We start from the raw sequence: 16,652 nt of genomic DNA, 5'->3' as shown, positions 1-16,652 counted from the left end.
TCAGGCGCTTCCAAATAATAACGTAACTATGATGATTGATGCAACCACCCCGATCAAATCAGCAAGAAGACCAACCTTTAAAGCATCCCCCATTTTTTTGATGCCGACCGCCCCGAAATACACCGTCAGGACATACAGCGTCGTGTCAGTCGATCCCTGCATGACCGAGGCCAGCCTGCCGATAAATGAATCAGGCCCGTACACGGCGATCAGATCTGTCGTCATGCCGAGCGCCGCCGTCCCCGAAATCGGGCGGATCAGAGCAAGCGGCACGACTTCTGCGGGAATGCCGAGCGCTGTAAAGAAAGGCTTGCACAGCCCCATGACAAAATCCAGCGCGCCCGAGGCCCGGAATACGGTAATCGCCACCAGCATCCCGACCAAATACGGAATGATGGAAAACGCAATCTCAATTCCTTCTTTTCCGCCTTCAACGAATGATTCATACGTCGGCACTTTTTTGATCGTGCCGTATATCAATATACCGGCGATAATAATCGGAATCATGGCTAAAGACACCCAATTCACCATTTCCATTCGCTTACCTCCCTTTTCTTTTGCGGCGGTACCAGAAGTAGCGGTCAATGAAAATCGCGCCGATTCCCGAAATTAAAGTCGCTAAGATGGTCGGCCCGACGATATCGGTCGGTGATTTCGCCGAGTAAGCCATGCGCACGGCAATGACGGTTGTCGGTATCAATGTAATACTCGAAGTATTTACCGCCAAAAAGGTAATCATGGAACGGCTGGCCTCAGACTTACCTCCATTCAGCTTTTTCATCTGCTCCATGGCTTTAATGCCGAGCGGTGTCGCCGCATTTCCCAGTCCGAAAAAGTTTGCCATGAGATTTGATAAGATGTATCCCATCGCCGGATGATCAGGGGGAATATCGGGAAACAGCTTAGAAATAAACGGGCGGCACATTCTGCTGAATATATCCAAAAGGCCGGACTGCTCGGCTATTTTCATCAGGCCGAGCCAGAACACGAGAACGCTCATTAATCCGAACGAGATCGTAACCGCTTCTTTCGCTCCTTTAAAAACGGCTTCATTCACATCCTGCAAGGTACCGTTAAACATCGCAAAGACAAGTCCGATTACCGTCAGACATACCCAGATTAAATTGACCATGACGAACCGCCCGCCGCGCTCATAAACAGGCTCGTAAACGTCTCAATGAAATGCTTTTTCGGTTTTTTATGGCGCTCATTTTCATAATAGACGGGGATCTTGGCGATCACTTTCCCATCATGCATAACAGTCATCCGGCCGACGACATCAGGAATGAGAGAGGCGTCCTTTTTCCAGGCTTTTTTCGGTTTTATTAAGGTTGTGCGGATTTTTACATCGTCGATTTCATCCTCTTTTAACAAATATTTGACATCCCGGGCAATAAAAGCGCGCTTTCCGTAAAACGTCTTTTTCAGCTTCGGGATGCCGCCTTTTTTAGCGACGACATAGGTTTTATAGTGCTCAAAGACATAATTAAACATATTCATATGATCATCCCAATCATCCGGATCATTTATGGTGACCGCGATGAGATCCGTTCCGTCTTTTGAGGCCGTCGAGACGAGCGTCCGTTTCGCGATTTTTGTGTAACCTGTTTTTCCGCCTGTGCTGTAACGGTAGAGCCCGGTCAGAAGCTTGTTTTTATTTTTCCATACCCGGTCCATCGTTTCCGCCTTATACACTTTTGTGCCTGAAACGGTCCGGTATTCCTTGATTTCCATCGCGTATTTAGTCAAAAGCGCCATGTCATACGCCGTTGAATATAAATTTTCATGGTCGTCCAGCCCGTGCGGATTTTGAAATTTTGTATTTTCCATCCCGATTTGCTCGGCTTTTTTGTTCATCATAAATACAAAACCGTCAAGGCTTCCGCCGACATATTCCGCTATTGCCGCAGCGGCGTCATTTCCTGACCTTAACATAAGCCCGTATACGAGATCTTTCAGCTTTACTTTTTGTCCCGGCTGAAGATAAATGGCTGAGCCTTCCGTTTTTACGGCATTCGGGGAAACCGTCACGGTCTCTTCCATCTTCCCTGATTCAATCGCCAGCACCGCCGTCATGATTTTCGTAATGCTTGCAATCCGCCGCTTATGATGTTCATCCTTGGCGAATAACACCCTGCCAGATGCTCCGTCGATTATAATCGCGCTTTTTGCGCTGACATGTATTTGGGCATGTGCCGTATTGCCGTCTGTAATGGAAAAAAGAATAACAAAAGTCAAAAGAAATACGGCAGCTTTTTTGAGAAAGCGCATGAATGCTCACGTCCTTGTTGTGGGTTTGTACAAGTTTATGCGCATGTCCATGACTTATGAATACCAATTGCATCACTTTCACATAAAAAAACTCTCCCAAAAGGAAGAGTTTTTATCTGACTGATGCCATATTTGAGCCTGATGCTTCATATTGCGCCAATTCTTCCCGCATGCGCAGAAATTCACTGCTGAGCGAAAGCAGAAGGCTCCGCAGCGAGTCCGGCACTTGCTGGTAGAATTCAATCGCGCTTTGGCCTGTATAAGCGGCGCGGCTGTTTTCGTACCATGTATCCTTTTTCGGCATGAAAAACTCTTCCACGCACTGATGATATACTTTATACAGCGTTTTTTCCGCTCTCGCCTCATGAAACGGCTCCTGCATTAAAAGCCGCCTGCAGGCTTCCTGGGCGCCTTCGCAAAAGACGGTCATCCTCCTCAGCACACTGAGCACGTCGCAGCAGTATGCCTCATCCGCCTCTCCTTGAGCCCGCATCTCCGGCAAAGTTGTATGATTTAAATAGCTGCTGACCATCGTGACAACCTCGGCTAAAAATTCACCAGTTTCTTCAGTATGGGCCCTCACAATCGAATTTCCCATTTCCGTCCGTTTCCTTCCTCTCTTGTACGTCGTCATTTGCGTCATTCATCAATGGCCTTTCCCTACTATCGTATGATGAAAAACGATTATTATTTAATATCCTCAAAAGTTTGGTTGAAGTTTTCAAAGAATAAATCGGCTTCCTCCTGGAGAACGTCTTCCTCCGCATTTTCAGGAAGCGGCGGGAGCTCCTCCAATGTTTTTAAGCCGAATTGTTCAAGAAATACCGGTGTCGTGCCGTATAAAATCGCCCGGCCGGGACCGTCGGCGCGGCCCACCTCACACAGCAGCGCTTTTGACACGAGGCTGTGCAGAATCCGCTCAGACTTCACGCCCCGGATATCTTCAATTTCCGCCCGTGTGATCGGCTGCTTGTACGAAACGATCGCCAGCACTTCCAAAGAAGCCTGTGACAGCCCTTTTGACGGCACTTCGATTAGTTTTTTCAAATAAGGCACGAATTCTTTTTTCGTCCCAAGCATATACGTATCCGCATATTCGGTAAGCTCGATGCCTCTGTCGTCTTCCTTGTACTGAGCGGCCACTTCTTCCATGATTCCGGCCAGTTCCGCTTCTTCTATTTCAAGCACCGTCACCAATTGCTTTTTGGTCAGCCCTTCATCACCCGCCGCATACAGCAGGGCTTCCACAATCGCTTTCCAATTCACGATATCAAGCGCCATGAATGGATTCACTCCCCGTAATGTATATATCTGAAAAGTTTTCTTCCTGTTCAATGATAATCTGCTGATTTTTCATCAGTTCCAGGACTGCTAAAAACGTCACGACGAGATGGTCCTTTTGCCGAGAAGGAAAAAGCTCCGTGAAGTTTATTCTTCTCCCCGCCGTTTTTAAGCTTTTTACGATTTCGTTCATTCTGTCTTCAATCGGTATTTCCTGCCTTGTAATGGTCGTTTCTTTCGGCCGCGTGATTTTTTTACGCTGAAGCACCTTTTGAAACGCGCCGATCATGTCATAAACGGTCACCGACAGTTTCTGCTCCGTCTGTTTGATTTCTTTTGCATACTCACTTAAATCACTCGGCGGCTTTGTAAATGACTTTTGTCTTTCTTCTTCCCGCTCTTTTAAATCCTTCGCAGCGGTTTTATACTTTCTATACTCAATCAGCTTTTCAATCAGCTCGTCCCGAGGGTCTTCTTCTTCAAGCATTTCGTCTTCAAACAGCTCTTCCTCTTGTTTCGGAAGCAGCATTCTGCTTTTAATGCTGAGAAGCGTCGCCGCCATGACCAGATATTCACTGGCGACATCAAGTTCAAGCTCTTGCATTGTATGTACATATAATAAATATTGTTCAGTAATGGTTGCCACGGGTATGTCGTATATGTCGATTTCAAGACGGTTAATCAGATGAAGCAGCAGGTCCAATGGGCCTTCAAACGTATCAATTTTCACTTGATATTCTACCATTATCTCACCATTTTCAATATCACTCTCATTGCCGGAAAAACTGGCTACCCTTTAGTATAATCCACCGAAATGCTCTCGTCCAATACTTTTATACACGTCCTCCGTTATTTAGAAAATACTGAAAAAGAAGATATACGCCTATACCTTTAAAGGCGGATGCACATATGATAGCCGTGTAAACTTGAAACAAAGGGAGGCTGATTTCACATGAGCGGAGCTTGTTTCGGCGGAGGTTTTGCATTAATTGTCGTTCTGTTTATTTTGCTCGTTGTCGTAGGAGCATCTTACATCTGCTAGTTCCTCAGGCTTCAGACACCAAGCCGCTCTTTTTTTCCTTTTCATAGCGCTGTGGTACACTGGTTTTAGCATAAAAGGAGGAAGCGGCTTGTATCCTAAAGCTTATATCGGCTTTTTGGCCGAATTTCACGCATCAAGAGATTATTTTGAGTGTCATGAACTGTTAGAGGAATATTGGAAAGAAAGCCCGGCTGAAAAGCGGAGCATTCATTGGGTCGGCCTGATTCAGCTTGCCGTCGCTCTGTATCACCAGCGCAGGGGAAATGAAGCCGGGGCGAAACGGCTGATTGCCAACAGCTTACGTATTCTCCGGTCTGAAAAGCAGGCGGTCTGTTCTCTCGGTCTCAGCCACCCGAAGCTGATTGAGCTGATAGAAACGCTGTCAGACGATATAGAAGCGGGCCTGCCTTACAGAAGTGTTATGCTGCCGATTACAGATGAAGCCCTGAAAGAAGCATGTCTTGCCGAATGCCGCCGAAAGGGCTATACATGGGGGCAAGACGGCGTATCAGATACCTTTCTTATTCATAAACACCGCCTGCGGGACAGGACGGATGTCATTAAGGAACGCGAACGGGAAATTGAGAGAAGAAAAAAAAGCAGAGGCTAACGGTCAGCCCTGCTTTTTCTATATCAAAACAGCTCCCGAAACCGTGAAGATTCCGGGAGCATTTGTCAGTTATTATATGAGATATCCTGATCTTTTTGATGTTGACAGCGTTCAAAAAAGCTTTGCGTTAATTCATTCGGAACGAGTGCCTCCGTTTTGAACAGACGTTTTAAGGCGTCCATCATTTGCTTTCCGATTCCTTGATGGCGGTGAGAAGGATTCACGCTGATATGCCGGATTTCAACTTCTGAGTCCTTTTTTTCGACTCCGATCGCTCCGACGATATCTTCATCCTCTTTCCAAAGAAAGAGCTGGCGGCCAGTATCCGTTTCATAGTCCTTTATTGTCTGCTGAAGCTGCTTGAGATCTTTTTCATTCGGCATAAATGACAGAAGACCCATCGCAATCTTTTCAAACGATTTTTTATAACGAATTAACATAAAAACCCCTCTATATCCAAAATGTCCATTCATGTCCTATCAAACGGATACATAAAGGCGATCCGTTTCCTCACATTATATCATTTTCGCCGCTGTTTTAAACGCTTTTCAACAAATTATTCAAATGAACGGTTTAAATTTGCCATTTCAATGGCAGATACTGCGCAATCCGCTCCCTTATTTCCGGCTTTTGTTCCGGCTCGTTCGATGGCCTGCTCAATGGTTTCAGTCGTCACGATGCCGAAGATAACCGGGACGCCCGTCGCCGTTCCCGCCTGGGCAATGCCTTTTGCCGCTTCATTGCAGACATAGTCATAATGCGTTGTCGCTCCTCTGATAACCGTGCCGAGCGTAATGACGGCATCGTATTTTTTCGTTTCCGCCATTTTCTTTGCCGCAAACGGGATTTCAAACGCTCCCGGCACCCAAGCGACGTCAATGTCGTTTGATTCTACACCGTGGCGAAGCAACGTGTCTTCCGCTCCGCTTAACAGCTTGCTCGTAATAAATTCATTAAATCTGCCGACGACGATTCCGATTTTAAGTCCTGTTCCTACTAGGTTTCCTTGTATGATATTCATATGTTATCCATCCTTTTTTGTGAGATTTGTTTTTAGAAATGAAGCAGATGTCCAAGTTTTTTCATTTTGGTCTGTAAATATTGCTTGTTATGCTCACTCGCTTCCATTTGAAGCGGCACCCGTTCTGAAATGCTGAGACCGTATCCTTCGAGGCCGGCGATTTTCCGGGGGTTATTGGTTAAAAGTTTCATATGCTGAACCCCTAAGTCGCGGAGAATCTGGGCGCCGATGCCGTAGTTGCGCAGATCAGGCAGAAAGCCGAGCGCTTCGTTCGCTTCAACCGTGTCATACCCTTGTTCCTGCAATCGGTACGCCTTCAGCTTATTGATTAAACCGATCCCTCTGCCTTCCTGGCGCAAATACAATAGAACGCCGCGGCCTTCTTCAGCAATTTGCGCAAGCGCGGCATGAAGCTGAGGTCCGCAATCACAGCGATGGGATGCAAACACATCGCCCGTCAGGCATTCTGAGTGCACTCTGACAAGAACGGGTTCGCTGTTAAACGGGACATCCCCCATGACAAAGGCGAGATGTTCTTTTCCGTCAACCTCGTTTGTATATCCGTAAACTCTAAACGTGCCGAAGTCAGTCGGCAGCGTAATATCAACTTCTCTGTTCACAAGGGTCGTAATGTTGTAACGGTACTCTATTAAGTCTTTTATCGTAATCATTTTCAGCTGGTGGCGTTCGGTGATTTCGGCTAACTCCGGCACTCTGGCCATAGTGCCGTCTTCATTCATAATTTCACAAATGACGCCCGCTCCCTGAGATCCGCAGGCTTTTGCAAGGTCAACGGCTGCTTCCGTATGGCCGGCCCGCTTCAGGACGCCTCCTTTTTTTGCGATTAAGGGGAAAATGTGGCCCGGACGCTGAAAATCGTCAGACACAGATTCTTCGTTCAACAGCGCCTGAATGGTAAAGGATCGTTCCTGCGCGCTGATGCCCGTTTTTGTCAGCCTGTGGTCAATACTGACCGTAAACGCGGTCTCATGTGAGTCCGTATTATGATCGACCATCGGGTGAAGATCCAGCCGGCCGGCGATGTCTTCAGACAGCGGCGTGCAGATCAGGCCTCTCCCATGGGTCGCCATAAAATTCACCACTTCCGGCGTGGCATGCTCAGCCAGCGCTACGAAATCTCCTTCGTTTTCTCTGTCTTCATCATCGACAACAATGATGACTTCACCTTTTTTCAGCGCCTCTAACGCCTCTTCTATCGGATGAAACATATCGATCTTCCTTTCTAAAAGCCGTTCTCGCTTAAAAAGGCTTCCGTGATAGTTTGATTGCTTTTCGTTTGTTCTGTTTTGTGCAAAAAGCGGTATAAGTATTTGCCGATCATGTCACACTCAATATTTACGGTCGATCCGACTGTTTTCGTCTGAAAAATCGTTTCTGAGATGGTATGCGGAATGATGGATACCGTCACGCTTTCGTCTGATAAACCGAAAATCGTCAGGCTCACGCCGTCTACCGTAATTGAACCTTTCAATACGAGCGTTTTTGTCAGTTCCGGCGAAAGTTTTAAATCGTAATAGACCGCGTTGCTTTTTTTCTCGATCCGCGTAATTTCCGCCGTTCCGTCCACGTGCCCTGATACAAAGTGGCCGCCGAACCGCCCGTTGGCGGACATCGCTCTTTCCAAGTTTACTTTACTGCCTTTTGACAAGCCGTTCAGCGAAGTGGCTTTCACTGTTTCCGGCATGACATCAACCGTAAATTGATTGTCAGAAAATCCGGTTACGGTCAGGCAGATGCCGTTTACCGCAATGCTGTCGCCAAGCTTCACATCACTTGTCACTTTTGAAGCGGCGATGGTTAATGCCATGGAAAGGCCTGTCTTTTTGATTGCTTGGATCGTGCCTGTTTCTTCAACGATTCCTGTAAACATCGTCACCATCCTTTCCATCTTTAGGTATGGCCGTCAGTTTTATATCCGGCCCGATTTGGGTGATTTGGGTGATTTGTAAATGGGGGACATCTTTCATTGATTGAAAACCTTCACCGGAGATCAAGCTGGGAGCAAGCGTTCCTCCGATTAATTTAGGGGCGAAATAGAAATGAAGCTCTTGGAAACAGCCTTCCTTGACAAAACTTCCGTGTACGGATGCTCCGCCTTCCACATAAACGGACATTATGCCGTTTTCAGCGAGAATACTGAGCACCTCAGGGACGTGAATGCGGTCTGTTTCCAGCGGAATAACTTTTATTCCGAGTGCGGTCAGCCGGTCTTTCTTTTGCACGTCTGCACCTTTGGCCGTAAATATCCATGTCGGCGCAGCGCCGTCAGTGAGCACATTTGCCGTTTCAGGAATGGTCAGCTTTGTATCGAGAATCACTCTGACCGGCTGCTTCACCGCATCAGGAAGCCTGCAGGTCAGGCTCGGATTATCGGCTTTGACTGTGCCTGCTCCGACAAGAATGCTTTGATGCGATTTCCTGTATTGCTGGGCATCAAGCCTTGCCGCCTCTGATGTAATCCATTTGCTGTCACCGGTTTCAGTCGCTGTTTTCCCGTCAAGGCTCGCGGCCGCTTTCAAGGTGACATACGGAAGTCCGGTCCGCATGAAGTGAAGAAACATTTTATTCAGCTCTTCTGCCTGCTGCCTGAGAAGTCCGGTTTTCACTTCGATGCCCGCTGCTTCCAGCATTCCGATGCCTTTTCCGGCTACAAGCGGATTCGGATCTTTCACAGCGATAAACACCCTTTTTATCCCCGACTTTATTATCAGTTCGGCGCATGGCGGTGTTTTTCCGTAATGGCTGCAAGGCTCCAGCGTCACATACAAATCGGCGCCTTTTGCGTGTCTGCCGGCCATATGAATCGCGTGAACCTCGGCATGCGCTTCTCCGTATTGCAAATGGGCGCCCATTCCGACGATCTGTCCGTTTTTGACGACGACAGCGCCGACAAGAGGATTGGACTGTGTCTGTCCTTCACCGCGTCTGGCAAGTTCTATTGCCGTATTCATATAATATTCTTCCATCGTTATCCCTCCCTTCTTCCACGCAATTTGGCGTCAAAAAAGCCCCGAATGTTTACACAGTTCGGGGCTTTGCCAGTTTTAATCCATAGGAAATAAGACTATACAGTAAGTTTATTTTTTGCATAGCTTCTCTCATCCTTCTCCCATCCAGACTTTCACTGTCGGCTTCAGCTTTTCACTGAATCCACCGTATACAGATGCATACGGGTCACGGGCTGTAAAGCGCAAAACGCCTTATTACCGCCGGTCGGGATTTTCACCCAGCCCCGAAGGATACAATCAATATTTTTTTGTCCTTATCCGCTATTATAACATCCTTTGCGGCAGGCGCAATGAATTTGCACCTAATTATTCAGAAAAATAAAAAGCGCCCTTTTCCCATAAAAGGCGCCTTTATTTATTCGTTCACTTTGACGACCTTCAATAAGCCGTCAATCCGGTTTGATTTGCTGAAATACGCTTTAATCTTATCTCCCTTTTTCACATCGGAGAGATCCTGCTTCAGCTTGTCGCCGTTAAAAATAATTTTTGTGCCGTTTTCTGCCGTACCGTGGTACTCAGTTCCTTCGATTTTCGTAATTTTATATGTTTTGACTGTATATTCTTCTTTTTCCTGGGACAGGGTTTGTCCGATTGCAGTCGGCACGTCTTTCAGTTCAATATCGTTTATGACCATATAACCGCCCGCTAATAACAGCAGCAGTACAAGTAAAATGGCTGCTTTTGTTTTAATTCTTCCCATTTTTCTACCTCCAGCCCGTATCAATCTATTCATTACTATGTCATATTCCTTTTTTTCATGAATAGAAAACCGTTCTTCCCTGCGTGAGTTATTCATATAACGTTTCATAAAGGGAAGATGTTTCATGTATCTGTAAAACTTTCTATCTATTAAATAGATATACGAATTTATGTTCTGTTTTTGAGGGTGGAAAGATAAATTTATATAAAAAAAGCAGTTTTCCTCATGAAGAAAACTGCCTGTACGGTTTATTTCGTCTTGCGAATTTCGTTAAACGGGAAGAAGACGAATTTTGATGTGCCCGCTATTTGTTTTTTCGTAAAAAGACCGAGGCCGTTGCGGCTGTCCATAGATTCTCTGCGGTTATCACCCATGACGAAATATTTGTCGTCCGGCACCTTCACCGGGCCGAAGTCTTCTGTCAGCCGGTCATAGCCGTCTTGCTTCGCCTTGTGCTTGTTTGCCGCTAAATACGGTTCGGACACTTTTTTGCCGTTGATGTACAGCTGATCGTTTTTCATTTGCACCGTGTCGCCGGGAAGTCCGATAATCCGTTTGACATAGTGCTCGTTTTCTCCGTTCAGAACGACGATCTGGCCGCGTTTGAAGTCGCTTATGTATTTGACCGTCATATTGACAAAGATTCTCTCGCGGTCATGCAGCGTCGGATCCATTGATCTTCCATCAACGAGATAAGGGGCGAATAAAAAGTTTCGGATGAGCAGTGCCAGAACGACAGCGATGATAATGGCTTTCGCCCAATCAAGTACGGCGCTTTTTTTAGAAGTTTTTTCTTTTTCTGATTTCAAGTGATTTCCTCCCATTAGCCATGGTCGTTTTTATTTTACCATGAATCCCTAGCACAGAGGGCAAATAAGCCCCGCACCTCATCCATTTTTTTCATTTTATAAGCCGGATCTGCTGATTTTACGGTATTTCACGAAGCTTCCGATCCGCCAAATACACAAATACACAAAAGCAAGTTCCATCGTTAAAACGGCGAATTCCGCCGCGTCAATGTTTTTGAAATATTGGCTGAGCACGATACGGATCGCAATAATCGCGATAATGACATATTTAAAGTTTTTATTCCGCTTGGAGTAGACAAAACCGTCTTCCCGGATTTCATAGGCGGTTTGCGACAGCATGATGACGCCGAATACCGCGCCTAACAGTCCGGCGATGGCGAGCTCCCAAAGAGCGGGAAAATGAAACGGCTTTCCCGGGATATTCATGAGCTGGCTGATGCTGAATGTAAAAATGACGGCGATAATCAAAAGCGGGAGAATGATGCCGAAGCCGCCGCCTTTAATCGGCCTGTTTCCCTTTTTCACCCTGAACCAAATCATAAGTGCGAGAATGATAATGACAAATAAAACGGTTGCCAATTGAACCAACGTTTCTACCTCTTTTCATTGTTGTACTCGGTCTTTTTCACTATACCAGAATGATCACTGATGTTCATATATGTATTTTTTCATGATTTACACATGAGAATTTTCATATACATAAAAAAACCCGCCTGAAAAAGGCGGGTTTTCCGTCATTATCCTTCTACACGGATTTCTTTCATTTTGTCTCCGTTAGACATGTTTTTCGCATGCTCTAAACCGCTTGTCACTTTTCCGAATACAGTATGAACGCCGTTTAAATGCGGCTGCGGCTCATGTACGATGAAGAATTGGCTTGAACCCGTGTCTTTACCGGCATGCGCCATTGATAAAGAACCGGCTTCGTGTTTATGCGGATTGCCTTCTGTTTCACATTTGATCGTTTTTCCGCTTCCGCCCATGCCTGTCCCAGTCGGATCTCCGCCTTGGCTCACAAAGCCCGGAATCACGCGGTGGAAAATAACGCCGTCATAAAAGCCCGTATTCGCCAGGTTTTCAAAGTTAGCGACTGTATTAGGCGCTTCATTCGGATAAAGTTCAAATTCGATTCTGCTGCCGTTTTCCATTTCGATATAACCAGTTTTCATTCTCATTCCTACTTCCGTATTGTTTTTTGTCAAAGCCTTCTTCAATATGAATTTCAATTGTAAGCCGGCTTTCTTTTTGATATTCTTTTGAAGGAAGAGGCCTCTGCTCTTCTTTTCGCGGCTATTATACCACACCTTCAGCCGGAAAACGAATCTCCCCGCTTCCGCAGAAAGAAAATGAAACCAGAACAGCTTCACAGCCGTCTATGTATCGGAACTGCTTCACGCAGGCCCTCACAAACCGCTTCAAAACGGCATTTGTGAAAAGAAGGAGGTTAACCGCTTTGAAAAAAATGTGGATTGGATTGCTGGCGGCGGCCGTTGTATTGTGCACAATACCGAAAATCAGCCTGGCCGATGCCGCAGTCGGAGATGTCATCGTCACACTGGGGGCGGATCTGTCAAACGAAAACCGTCAGAAAGTGCTTGACGAATTAAATGTCCCTGATAACGCGACAAAAGTGACGGTCACGAATAAAGAAGAACATGAATATCTGGGAAAATATATATCGAATGCCCAAATCGGCACAAGAGCCATCTCTTCATCATCCATCACGGTGGCAAAGAAAGGGTCCGGGCTTGACGTTAAGACCCATAATATCGATTCCATCACGGATGAAATGTACTTAAACGCCCTGATGACAGCAGGAGTGAAAGATGCGAAAGTATACGTGACGGCGCCGTTTGAGGTATCAGGCACCGCAGCATTAACGGGAATCATCAAGGCATATGAAGTCTCATCAGACAAAGCGATTTCAGAAGATGTAAAACAGGTCGCCAACCAAGAGCTTGTCACCACTTCAAATCTCGGGGATAAAATCGGGGATAAAAACGCCTCCGCGCTCATCGCAAACATTAAAGATGATTTCGCGAAAAACGGTGTGCCCGATACAAAAGAAGGAATCGAGAAAAAGGTCGATGATGCGGCTTCAAACCTTAACATTACACTGACTGACGCTCAAAAAGACCAGCTCGTTTCATTGTTTAATAAAATGAAAAATGCCAAGATTGATTGGGGCCAAGTCGGCAGCCAGCTTGACAAGGCAAAAGACAAAATCACGAAGTTCATTCAATCCGATGAAGGCAAAAGCTTTGTTCAAAAAGTCATTGACTTCTTCGCTTCGATTTGGAATGCGATCGTGTCTGTATTTACAGGAGACAGCGGATCAAGTTCTAACAACAGCTGAATGCAAAAAGAGACCGGACGCCATTGTTCCGGTCTCTTTTTTATTTATTGTTTGACCCCCGTCTTAAACGGCAGATCCAGTTTTACAATGTCTTCATAAGTTTCCCTTCTAATGACAAGATGCGCTTCGCCGTCTTCCACAAAAACGACGGCGGGACGCGGAATGCGGTTGTAGTTGTTAGCCATGCTGTATCCGTATGCTCCCGTGCAGAAAACGGCGAGAAGATCGCCTTCTTTCACTTCCGGAAGGTCTATATCCCAAATGAGCATATCACCGCTTTCACAGCACTTACCCGCGATGGATACCGTTTTATCGTGGTGTTCTCCGATTCTGTTTGCCGATACGGCTTCATATTTCGCCTGATACAGCGCAGGACGGATATTATCGCTCATGCCCCCGTCAACCGCTGCATATTTACGGGTGCCGGGCACTTCTTTTTGCGAACCGATGGTATAAAGCGTCGTTCCGGCGTCTCCGACGAGCGAGCGTCCCGGTTCAATCCAGATCTCCGGAATGTCAAAAGCGTGCAGCGCTGCGTTTTCTTTTACCGCTTCGATAATTTTTTCCACATAAACGGCGGGATGAAGGGGTTCATCCTCCTCCGTGTAGCGGATGCCAAAGCCGCCCCCTAAATTCAGCACTTCAGAGACAAAGCCGAATGATTCTCTCCATTCATTCAGTTTTGCAAAGATTTTTTCTACGGCCAGCACAAAGCCCGCCGTATCAAAAATTTGCGATCCGATGTGGCAGTGAACGCCGAGAAGGCGGATATGGTCTGACTGTAATACTTGTTCAATCGCCTTTTCTATTTGCCCGTTATGCAGATCAAAACCGAATTTGGAATCTTCCTGTCCCGTCGTAATATAATCATGCGTATGCGCCTCTACCCCCGGAGTGATCCGCAGAAGCACATCCATTGTGCGCCCTGATTTGCGGCACAGTTCCGCGAGTAAGGATATTTCATAAAAATTATCAACGACAATGCAGCCGATTTGATGATCGAGCGCCATTTTCAACTCTTCTTCGCTTTTGTTATTGCCGTGAAAGTGAATCCTGTCAGCCGGAAAACCAGCCGCAACCGCCGTAAACAGCTCTCCGCCGGATACAACGTCCAATGAGAGCCCCTCCTGCTCAGCGAGCTGTATCATCGCAACGGAAGAAAACGCCTTGCTCGCGTACGCGACCTGCGCCTTTAAATCCGCGTCAATGAATGCCTGTTTAAAGCTTTTAGCGCGCTCACGTATTAAAGCCACATCGTAAACATAAAGAGGCGTGCCGTAATGCTCCGCTAAATACAGCGCGTCCACACCTCCGATTTCCAAATGACCTAGTTTGTTTTGTCTGCTTGTGCCATGTAAGAACAATGCTCATTCCCTCTTTCTGATCCGCATATGGGTGAAAAGGACAGCTTCTTTTGAGCTGTCCTTATACAAGTCCCGTATAAGTTAAGACATACAATATCATAATCTTCTGTCGGTTTCAATGCGATTATGAACCGCTTGGCTGTCTTTGACGGTCTTTCGGGTGAACAATGCTCGGTCTGACTTTGGCTCCCGGCACTGTCGTCCGGACGAGCACCTGCCACAGCGCCTTGCCGTTAAACGGTAAAAACGGCCATAAATACGGCGTGTGAAACGAGCGGATATTCGCCATTATGATCAGCAGCAATGTAAAACCTATCACAAAGCCTTTTACTTGGAAAATGGCCACGAGCACCATTAAGATGAGGCGTATCATTTTATTGGCGAGGCTGAGCTCATAGCTCGGCGTGGTAAATGATCCGATGGCGGCGATCGATACGTACAGAATCACTTCTGCTGAAAACAGCCCCACCGCTATGGCGATTTGACCGATCAGCACCGCCGCAATCAGACCCATGGCGGTGGATAAAGCGGTCGGCGTATGGATCGCGGCCATCCTGAGAAACTCAATCCCCAAATCGGCCAAAAAGATTTGCAGAATGATCGGGATGTGCGTATTTTTATTTAAACCGATAAAATCCAATCTTTCAGGCAGAAGAGACGGTTCGAGAACAAAGAGGAACCAAATCGGAAGCAGAACGGTTGAAGCAATAATACCGAAAAACCTGATCCATCTTAAAAATGTGCCCACTGAAGGCGCCTGCCTGTATTCTTCCGCATGCTGAACATGGTGAAATATCGTTGTCGGCGTTATGATCACGCTCGGTGACGTATCGACGACGATGATGACGTGCCCTTCCAAAATGTGATTGGCTGCCACATCCGGCCGCTCTGTGTATCTGACCATCGGAAACGGATTGTAACCCTGTTTGACGATGAATTCTTCCACCGTTTTATCAGCCATCGTCAATCCGTCAATGTCAATCGCATTCACTTCGTTTTCGACGATGCTGACAAGGTCCGGGTCCGCGATGTCTTCTATATACACAATCGCAAGATCGGTCTTAGAGCGCTCGCCGACTTTCGTAATTTTGACGCGGAGCCTTTCGTCCCTGATTCGTCTTCTGATCAATGCTGTATTAATGACGATATTTTCAATAAAACCGTCTCTTGCACCGCGGACGACCTTTTCCGTATCCGGTTCTTCAGGTGTGCGTCCGGGATAACTTCTGACGTCAACGATAAAGGCGAAGCCCGCGTCTTCAACGATAACCGCCACAAGTCCGGAAAGCACTTGATCCGTTGCTTCGTCGAGCGTTTTGACTTTTTGGACCTGCTGATTGACAAGCCTGTTTTCAACAACGTCAATCGCTTCATCCGCATTCTCGTCATAATTATTGACGTCGACGAGCTGTTCCATTAAATGAATGATAAACAAAGTATCGGTTAATCCGTTGACAAAGTAAATCTGGACTTCCCGGTCTAATACTCGAACTTTGCGGACGCCGACATCATAGCTCGTTCCCATACCGACGCGGTCTTTAAAAAATTGTTCATTTTTTCTAGGATCCCGGTACACCTTGATCATGTTTTCCGGTTTTTCCGGCATGGCTTTCGCTCCTTTCTAAAATGAATTCGACCGCCTTCATCGTGATCGGCGAGCCTTTGGATATGTCATCTTTTCTTCCCATCTTACCTATGTCGCCGATGCCCACAATGAGGGGAACGTCCAATTTATCCAGACAATACACCGTATCTCCGTTCATTCTGTGCTCGTCCATTTCTCTCATTCCGGTTTTATCGACGCCAAACTCCGTCACTTCTCCATCACGGTCAATGGAGACATCGACTTTCGTCCATTCAGCCTGATGGGTCTTAGAAGCGACCGCAATCACACCCAGCACTTCAATGTCCTGATGTGAGGCGACATATTTCAGCGCCGTTTCGCCCGGCCCTTCCCCTTGCAGGCCTGAATCGTCAAACATGACAAACACCGGGTCATTCGGCGCGGCTTTAATCAGCTGAACAAGTTCGGGGCCGCTTCTCGTTGACGGATTGCCCTTTGATTGGGAAATACACCGTCCGCCTGCTTTTTCCGCGGCGTATTCAATTGTTTTTGCGGCGTATACGTCCCCGTCTGTCACAAGAATGACCTTCCGTTTCGTCATCAGG

Annotated in this window: 21 protein-coding genes and 1 riboswitch; of the genes, 3 read left to right on the top strand and 18 right to left on the bottom strand. The window is 46.7% G+C overall.

Annotation, left to right across the window (positions count from 1 at the left end):
• From BGM27_RS07995 to BGM27_RS07970, 6 genes are all read right to left on the bottom strand, one after another.
• Complete coding sequence (locus tag BGM27_RS07995; RefSeq protein WP_007409431.1) at window positions 1–537, bottom strand: spore maturation protein; 537 nt, start codon at window positions 535–537, stop codon at window positions 1–3.
• 4 nt (window positions 538–541) lie between these two features.
• Window positions 542–1,132 carry a nucleoside recognition domain-containing protein gene (locus BGM27_RS07990; RefSeq protein ID WP_003153385.1) on the bottom strand — a complete coding sequence of 197 codons (591 nt, stop codon included), beginning with the start codon at window positions 1,130–1,132 and terminating at the stop codon, window positions 542–544.
• Window positions 1,120–2,271 carry a D-alanyl-D-alanine carboxypeptidase family protein gene (locus BGM27_RS07985; protein ID WP_007409430.1) on the bottom strand — a complete coding sequence of 384 codons (1,152 nt, stop codon included), beginning with the start codon at window positions 2,269–2,271 and terminating at the stop codon, window positions 1,120–1,122. Before BGM27_RS07985 ends, BGM27_RS07990 begins: the two co-directional genes overlap by 13 nt.
• Before the next feature lie 112 nt (window positions 2,272–2,383).
• Window positions 2,384–2,869, bottom strand: a complete 486-nt coding sequence (locus BGM27_RS07980) for a DUF3907 family protein (RefSeq protein WP_007409429.1) — start codon at window positions 2,867–2,869, stop codon at window positions 2,384–2,386.
• An 89-nt stretch (window positions 2,870–2,958) separates the two neighbouring features.
• A complete protein-coding gene (gene scpB / locus BGM27_RS07975; protein ID WP_007409428.1) occupies window positions 2,959–3,552 on the bottom strand; it encodes an SMC-Scp complex subunit ScpB in 594 nt (197 codons plus the stop codon).
• Complete coding sequence (locus BGM27_RS07970) at window positions 3,542–4,297, bottom strand: segregation/condensation protein A (protein WP_007409427.1); 756 nt, start codon at window positions 4,295–4,297, stop codon at window positions 3,542–3,544. The genes scpB and BGM27_RS07970 overlap by 11 nt, the downstream gene beginning before the upstream one ends.
• A gap of 207 nt (window positions 4,298–4,504) precedes the next feature.
• Between BGM27_RS07970 and BGM27_RS07965 the strand changes: the two genes are divergently transcribed.
• Window positions 4,505–4,594, top strand: a complete 90-nt coding sequence (locus tag BGM27_RS07965) for a YjcZ family sporulation protein (protein ID WP_003153376.1) — start codon at window positions 4,505–4,507, stop codon at window positions 4,592–4,594.
• Between the two features lie 88 nt (window positions 4,595–4,682).
• Complete coding sequence (locus tag BGM27_RS07960) at window positions 4,683–5,204, top strand: DUF309 domain-containing protein (RefSeq protein ID WP_003153375.1); 522 nt, start codon at window positions 4,683–4,685, stop codon at window positions 5,202–5,204.
• 65 nt (window positions 5,205–5,269) lie between these two features.
• Here BGM27_RS07960 and ribT read toward each other — a convergent pair whose 3' ends face one another.
• The 9 genes from ribT to BGM27_RS07915 all read right to left on the bottom strand — a co-directional run bounded on the left by ribT (window position 5,270) and on the right by BGM27_RS07915 (window position 11,932).
• Window positions 5,270–5,644 (bottom strand): GNAT family N-acetyltransferase RibT, encoded by a 375-nt coding sequence (gene ribT / locus BGM27_RS07955; protein WP_003153373.1) that lies wholly within the window; start codon window positions 5,642–5,644, stop codon window positions 5,270–5,272.
• Window positions 5,645–5,760: 116 nt separating this feature from the next.
• A complete protein-coding gene (ribH, locus tag BGM27_RS07950) occupies window positions 5,761–6,225 on the bottom strand; it encodes a 6,7-dimethyl-8-ribityllumazine synthase (RefSeq protein ID WP_003153372.1) in 465 nt (154 codons plus the stop codon).
• A gap of 32 nt (window positions 6,226–6,257) precedes the next feature.
• The gene (locus BGM27_RS07945; RefSeq protein WP_007409426.1) at window positions 6,258–7,454 is read right to left on the bottom strand and encodes a bifunctional 3,4-dihydroxy-2-butanone-4-phosphate synthase/GTP cyclohydrolase II; all 1,197 of its coding nucleotides are present in this window, start codon (window positions 7,452–7,454) and stop codon (window positions 6,258–6,260) included.
• Between the two features lie 14 nt (window positions 7,455–7,468).
• Complete coding sequence (ribE, locus tag BGM27_RS07940) at window positions 7,469–8,116, bottom strand: riboflavin synthase (RefSeq protein WP_007409425.1); 648 nt, start codon at window positions 8,114–8,116, stop codon at window positions 7,469–7,471.
• Window positions 8,097–9,212, bottom strand: a complete 1,116-nt coding sequence (gene ribD / locus BGM27_RS07935) for a bifunctional diaminohydroxyphosphoribosylaminopyrimidine deaminase/5-amino-6-(5-phosphoribosylamino)uracil reductase RibD (RefSeq protein WP_007409424.1) — start codon at window positions 9,210–9,212, stop codon at window positions 8,097–8,099. The genes ribE and ribD overlap by 20 nt, the downstream gene beginning before the upstream one ends.
• A gap of 131 nt (window positions 9,213–9,343) precedes the next feature.
• A riboswitch (FMN riboswitch) is annotated at window positions 9,344–9,490 on the bottom strand.
• 119 nt (window positions 9,491–9,609) lie between these two features.
• Window positions 9,610–9,954 (bottom strand): hypothetical protein, encoded by a 345-nt coding sequence (locus tag BGM27_RS07930; RefSeq protein ID WP_007409423.1) that lies wholly within the window; start codon window positions 9,952–9,954, stop codon window positions 9,610–9,612.
• A 248-nt stretch (window positions 9,955–10,202) separates the two neighbouring features.
• Window positions 10,203–10,778, bottom strand: a complete 576-nt coding sequence (gene lepB / locus BGM27_RS07925; protein ID WP_032861567.1) for a signal peptidase I — start codon at window positions 10,776–10,778, stop codon at window positions 10,203–10,205.
• Between the two features lie 81 nt (window positions 10,779–10,859).
• On the bottom strand, window positions 10,860–11,351 hold the full coding sequence (locus BGM27_RS07920) for a CcdC protein domain-containing protein (RefSeq protein WP_007409421.1): 492 nt from the start codon (window positions 11,349–11,351) through the stop codon (window positions 10,860–10,862).
• 149 nt (window positions 11,352–11,500) lie between these two features.
• Window positions 11,501–11,932, bottom strand: a complete 432-nt coding sequence (locus tag BGM27_RS07915) for a peptidylprolyl isomerase (RefSeq protein ID WP_003153363.1) — start codon at window positions 11,930–11,932, stop codon at window positions 11,501–11,503.
• A gap of 284 nt (window positions 11,933–12,216) precedes the next feature.
• On the opposite strand from BGM27_RS07915, the gene BGM27_RS07910 reads away from it, so the two are divergent.
• On the top strand, window positions 12,217–13,119 hold the full coding sequence (locus BGM27_RS07910) for a DUF1002 domain-containing protein (protein WP_007409419.1): 903 nt from the start codon (window positions 12,217–12,219) through the stop codon (window positions 13,117–13,119).
• Window positions 13,120–13,163: 44 nt separating this feature from the next.
• Here the strand turns inward: BGM27_RS07910 and lysA are convergent, their stop codons facing one another.
• The 3 genes from lysA to spoVAEA all read right to left on the bottom strand — a co-directional run bounded on the left by lysA (window position 13,164) and on the right by spoVAEA (window position 16,651).
• Window positions 13,164–14,483 (bottom strand): diaminopimelate decarboxylase, encoded by a 1,320-nt coding sequence (gene lysA, locus BGM27_RS07905; protein WP_007409418.1) that lies wholly within the window; start codon window positions 14,481–14,483, stop codon window positions 13,164–13,166.
• Window positions 14,484–14,607: 124 nt separating this feature from the next.
• Window positions 14,608–16,089 (bottom strand): spore germination protein, encoded by a 1,482-nt coding sequence (locus BGM27_RS07900; protein ID WP_007409417.1) that lies wholly within the window; start codon window positions 16,087–16,089, stop codon window positions 14,608–14,610.
• Window positions 16,043–16,651, bottom strand: coding sequence for a stage V sporulation protein SpoVABEA (spoVAEA, locus tag BGM27_RS07895; protein WP_025284950.1), 609 nt, complete (start codon window positions 16,649–16,651; stop codon window positions 16,043–16,045). Before spoVAEA ends, BGM27_RS07900 begins: the two co-directional genes overlap by 47 nt.
• Window position 16,652: the final 1 nt, after the last annotated feature.

Source organism: Bacillus sp. FJAT-27001 (assembly GCF_019039175.1).
Lineage (GTDB): Bacteria > Bacillota > Bacilli > Bacillales > Bacillaceae > Bacillus > Bacillus velezensis.
Note: the sequence above shows the minus strand (reverse complement) of the source record. Positions and strands in the feature narration are given on the sequence as shown.

Excerpts from the sequence above, each read along its gene's own strand:
- BGM27_RS07985 (WP_007409430.1), bottom strand. The coding sequence starts at position 2,271 with ATGCGCTTTCTCAAAAAAGCTGCCGTATTTCTTTTGACTTTTGTTATT.
- BGM27_RS07980 (WP_007409429.1), bottom strand. The coding sequence starts at position 2,869 with ATGGGAAATTCGATTGTGAGGGCCCATACTGAAGAAACTGGTGAATTT.
- BGM27_RS07915 (WP_003153363.1), bottom strand. The coding sequence starts at position 11,932 with ATGAAAACTGGTTATATCGAAATGGAAAACGGCAGCAGAATCGAATTT.
- ribH (WP_003153372.1), bottom strand. The coding sequence starts at position 6,225 with ATGAATATCATACAAGGAAACCTAGTAGGAACAGGACTTAAAATCGGA.
- ribE (WP_007409425.1), bottom strand. The coding sequence starts at position 8,116 with ATGTTTACAGGAATCGTTGAAGAAACAGGCACGATCCAAGCAATCAAA.
- BGM27_RS07965 (WP_003153376.1), top strand. The coding sequence starts at position 4,505 with ATGAGCGGAGCTTGTTTCGGCGGAGGTTTTGCATTAATTGTCGTTCTG.
- BGM27_RS07970 (WP_007409427.1), bottom strand. The coding sequence starts at position 4,297 with ATGGTAGAATATCAAGTGAAAATTGATACGTTTGAAGGCCCATTGGAC.
- BGM27_RS07945 (WP_007409426.1), bottom strand. The coding sequence starts at position 7,454 with ATGTTTCATCCGATAGAAGAGGCGTTAGAGGCGCTGAAAAAAGGTGAA.
- ribT (WP_003153373.1), bottom strand. The coding sequence starts at position 5,644 with ATGTTAATTCGTTATAAAAAATCGTTTGAAAAGATTGCGATGGGTCTT.
- lepB (WP_032861567.1), bottom strand. The coding sequence starts at position 10,778 with ATGGGAGGAAATCACTTGAAATCAGAAAAAGAAAAAACTTCTAAAAAA.
- BGM27_RS07930 (WP_007409423.1), bottom strand. The coding sequence starts at position 9,954 with ATGGGAAGAATTAAAACAAAAGCAGCCATTTTACTTGTACTGCTGCTG.
- BGM27_RS07990 (WP_003153385.1), bottom strand. The coding sequence starts at position 1,132 with ATGGTCAATTTAATCTGGGTATGTCTGACGGTAATCGGACTTGTCTTT.
- BGM27_RS07995 (WP_007409431.1), bottom strand. The coding sequence starts at position 537 with ATGGAAATGGTGAATTGGGTGTCTTTAGCCATGATTCCGATTATTATC.
- scpB (WP_007409428.1), bottom strand. The coding sequence starts at position 3,552 with ATGGCGCTTGATATCGTGAATTGGAAAGCGATTGTGGAAGCCCTGCTG.
- BGM27_RS07900 (WP_007409417.1), bottom strand. The coding sequence starts at position 16,089 with ATGCCGGAAAAACCGGAAAACATGATCAAGGTGTACCGGGATCCTAGA.
- ribD (WP_007409424.1), bottom strand. The coding sequence starts at position 9,212 with ATGGAAGAATATTATATGAATACGGCAATAGAACTTGCCAGACGCGGT.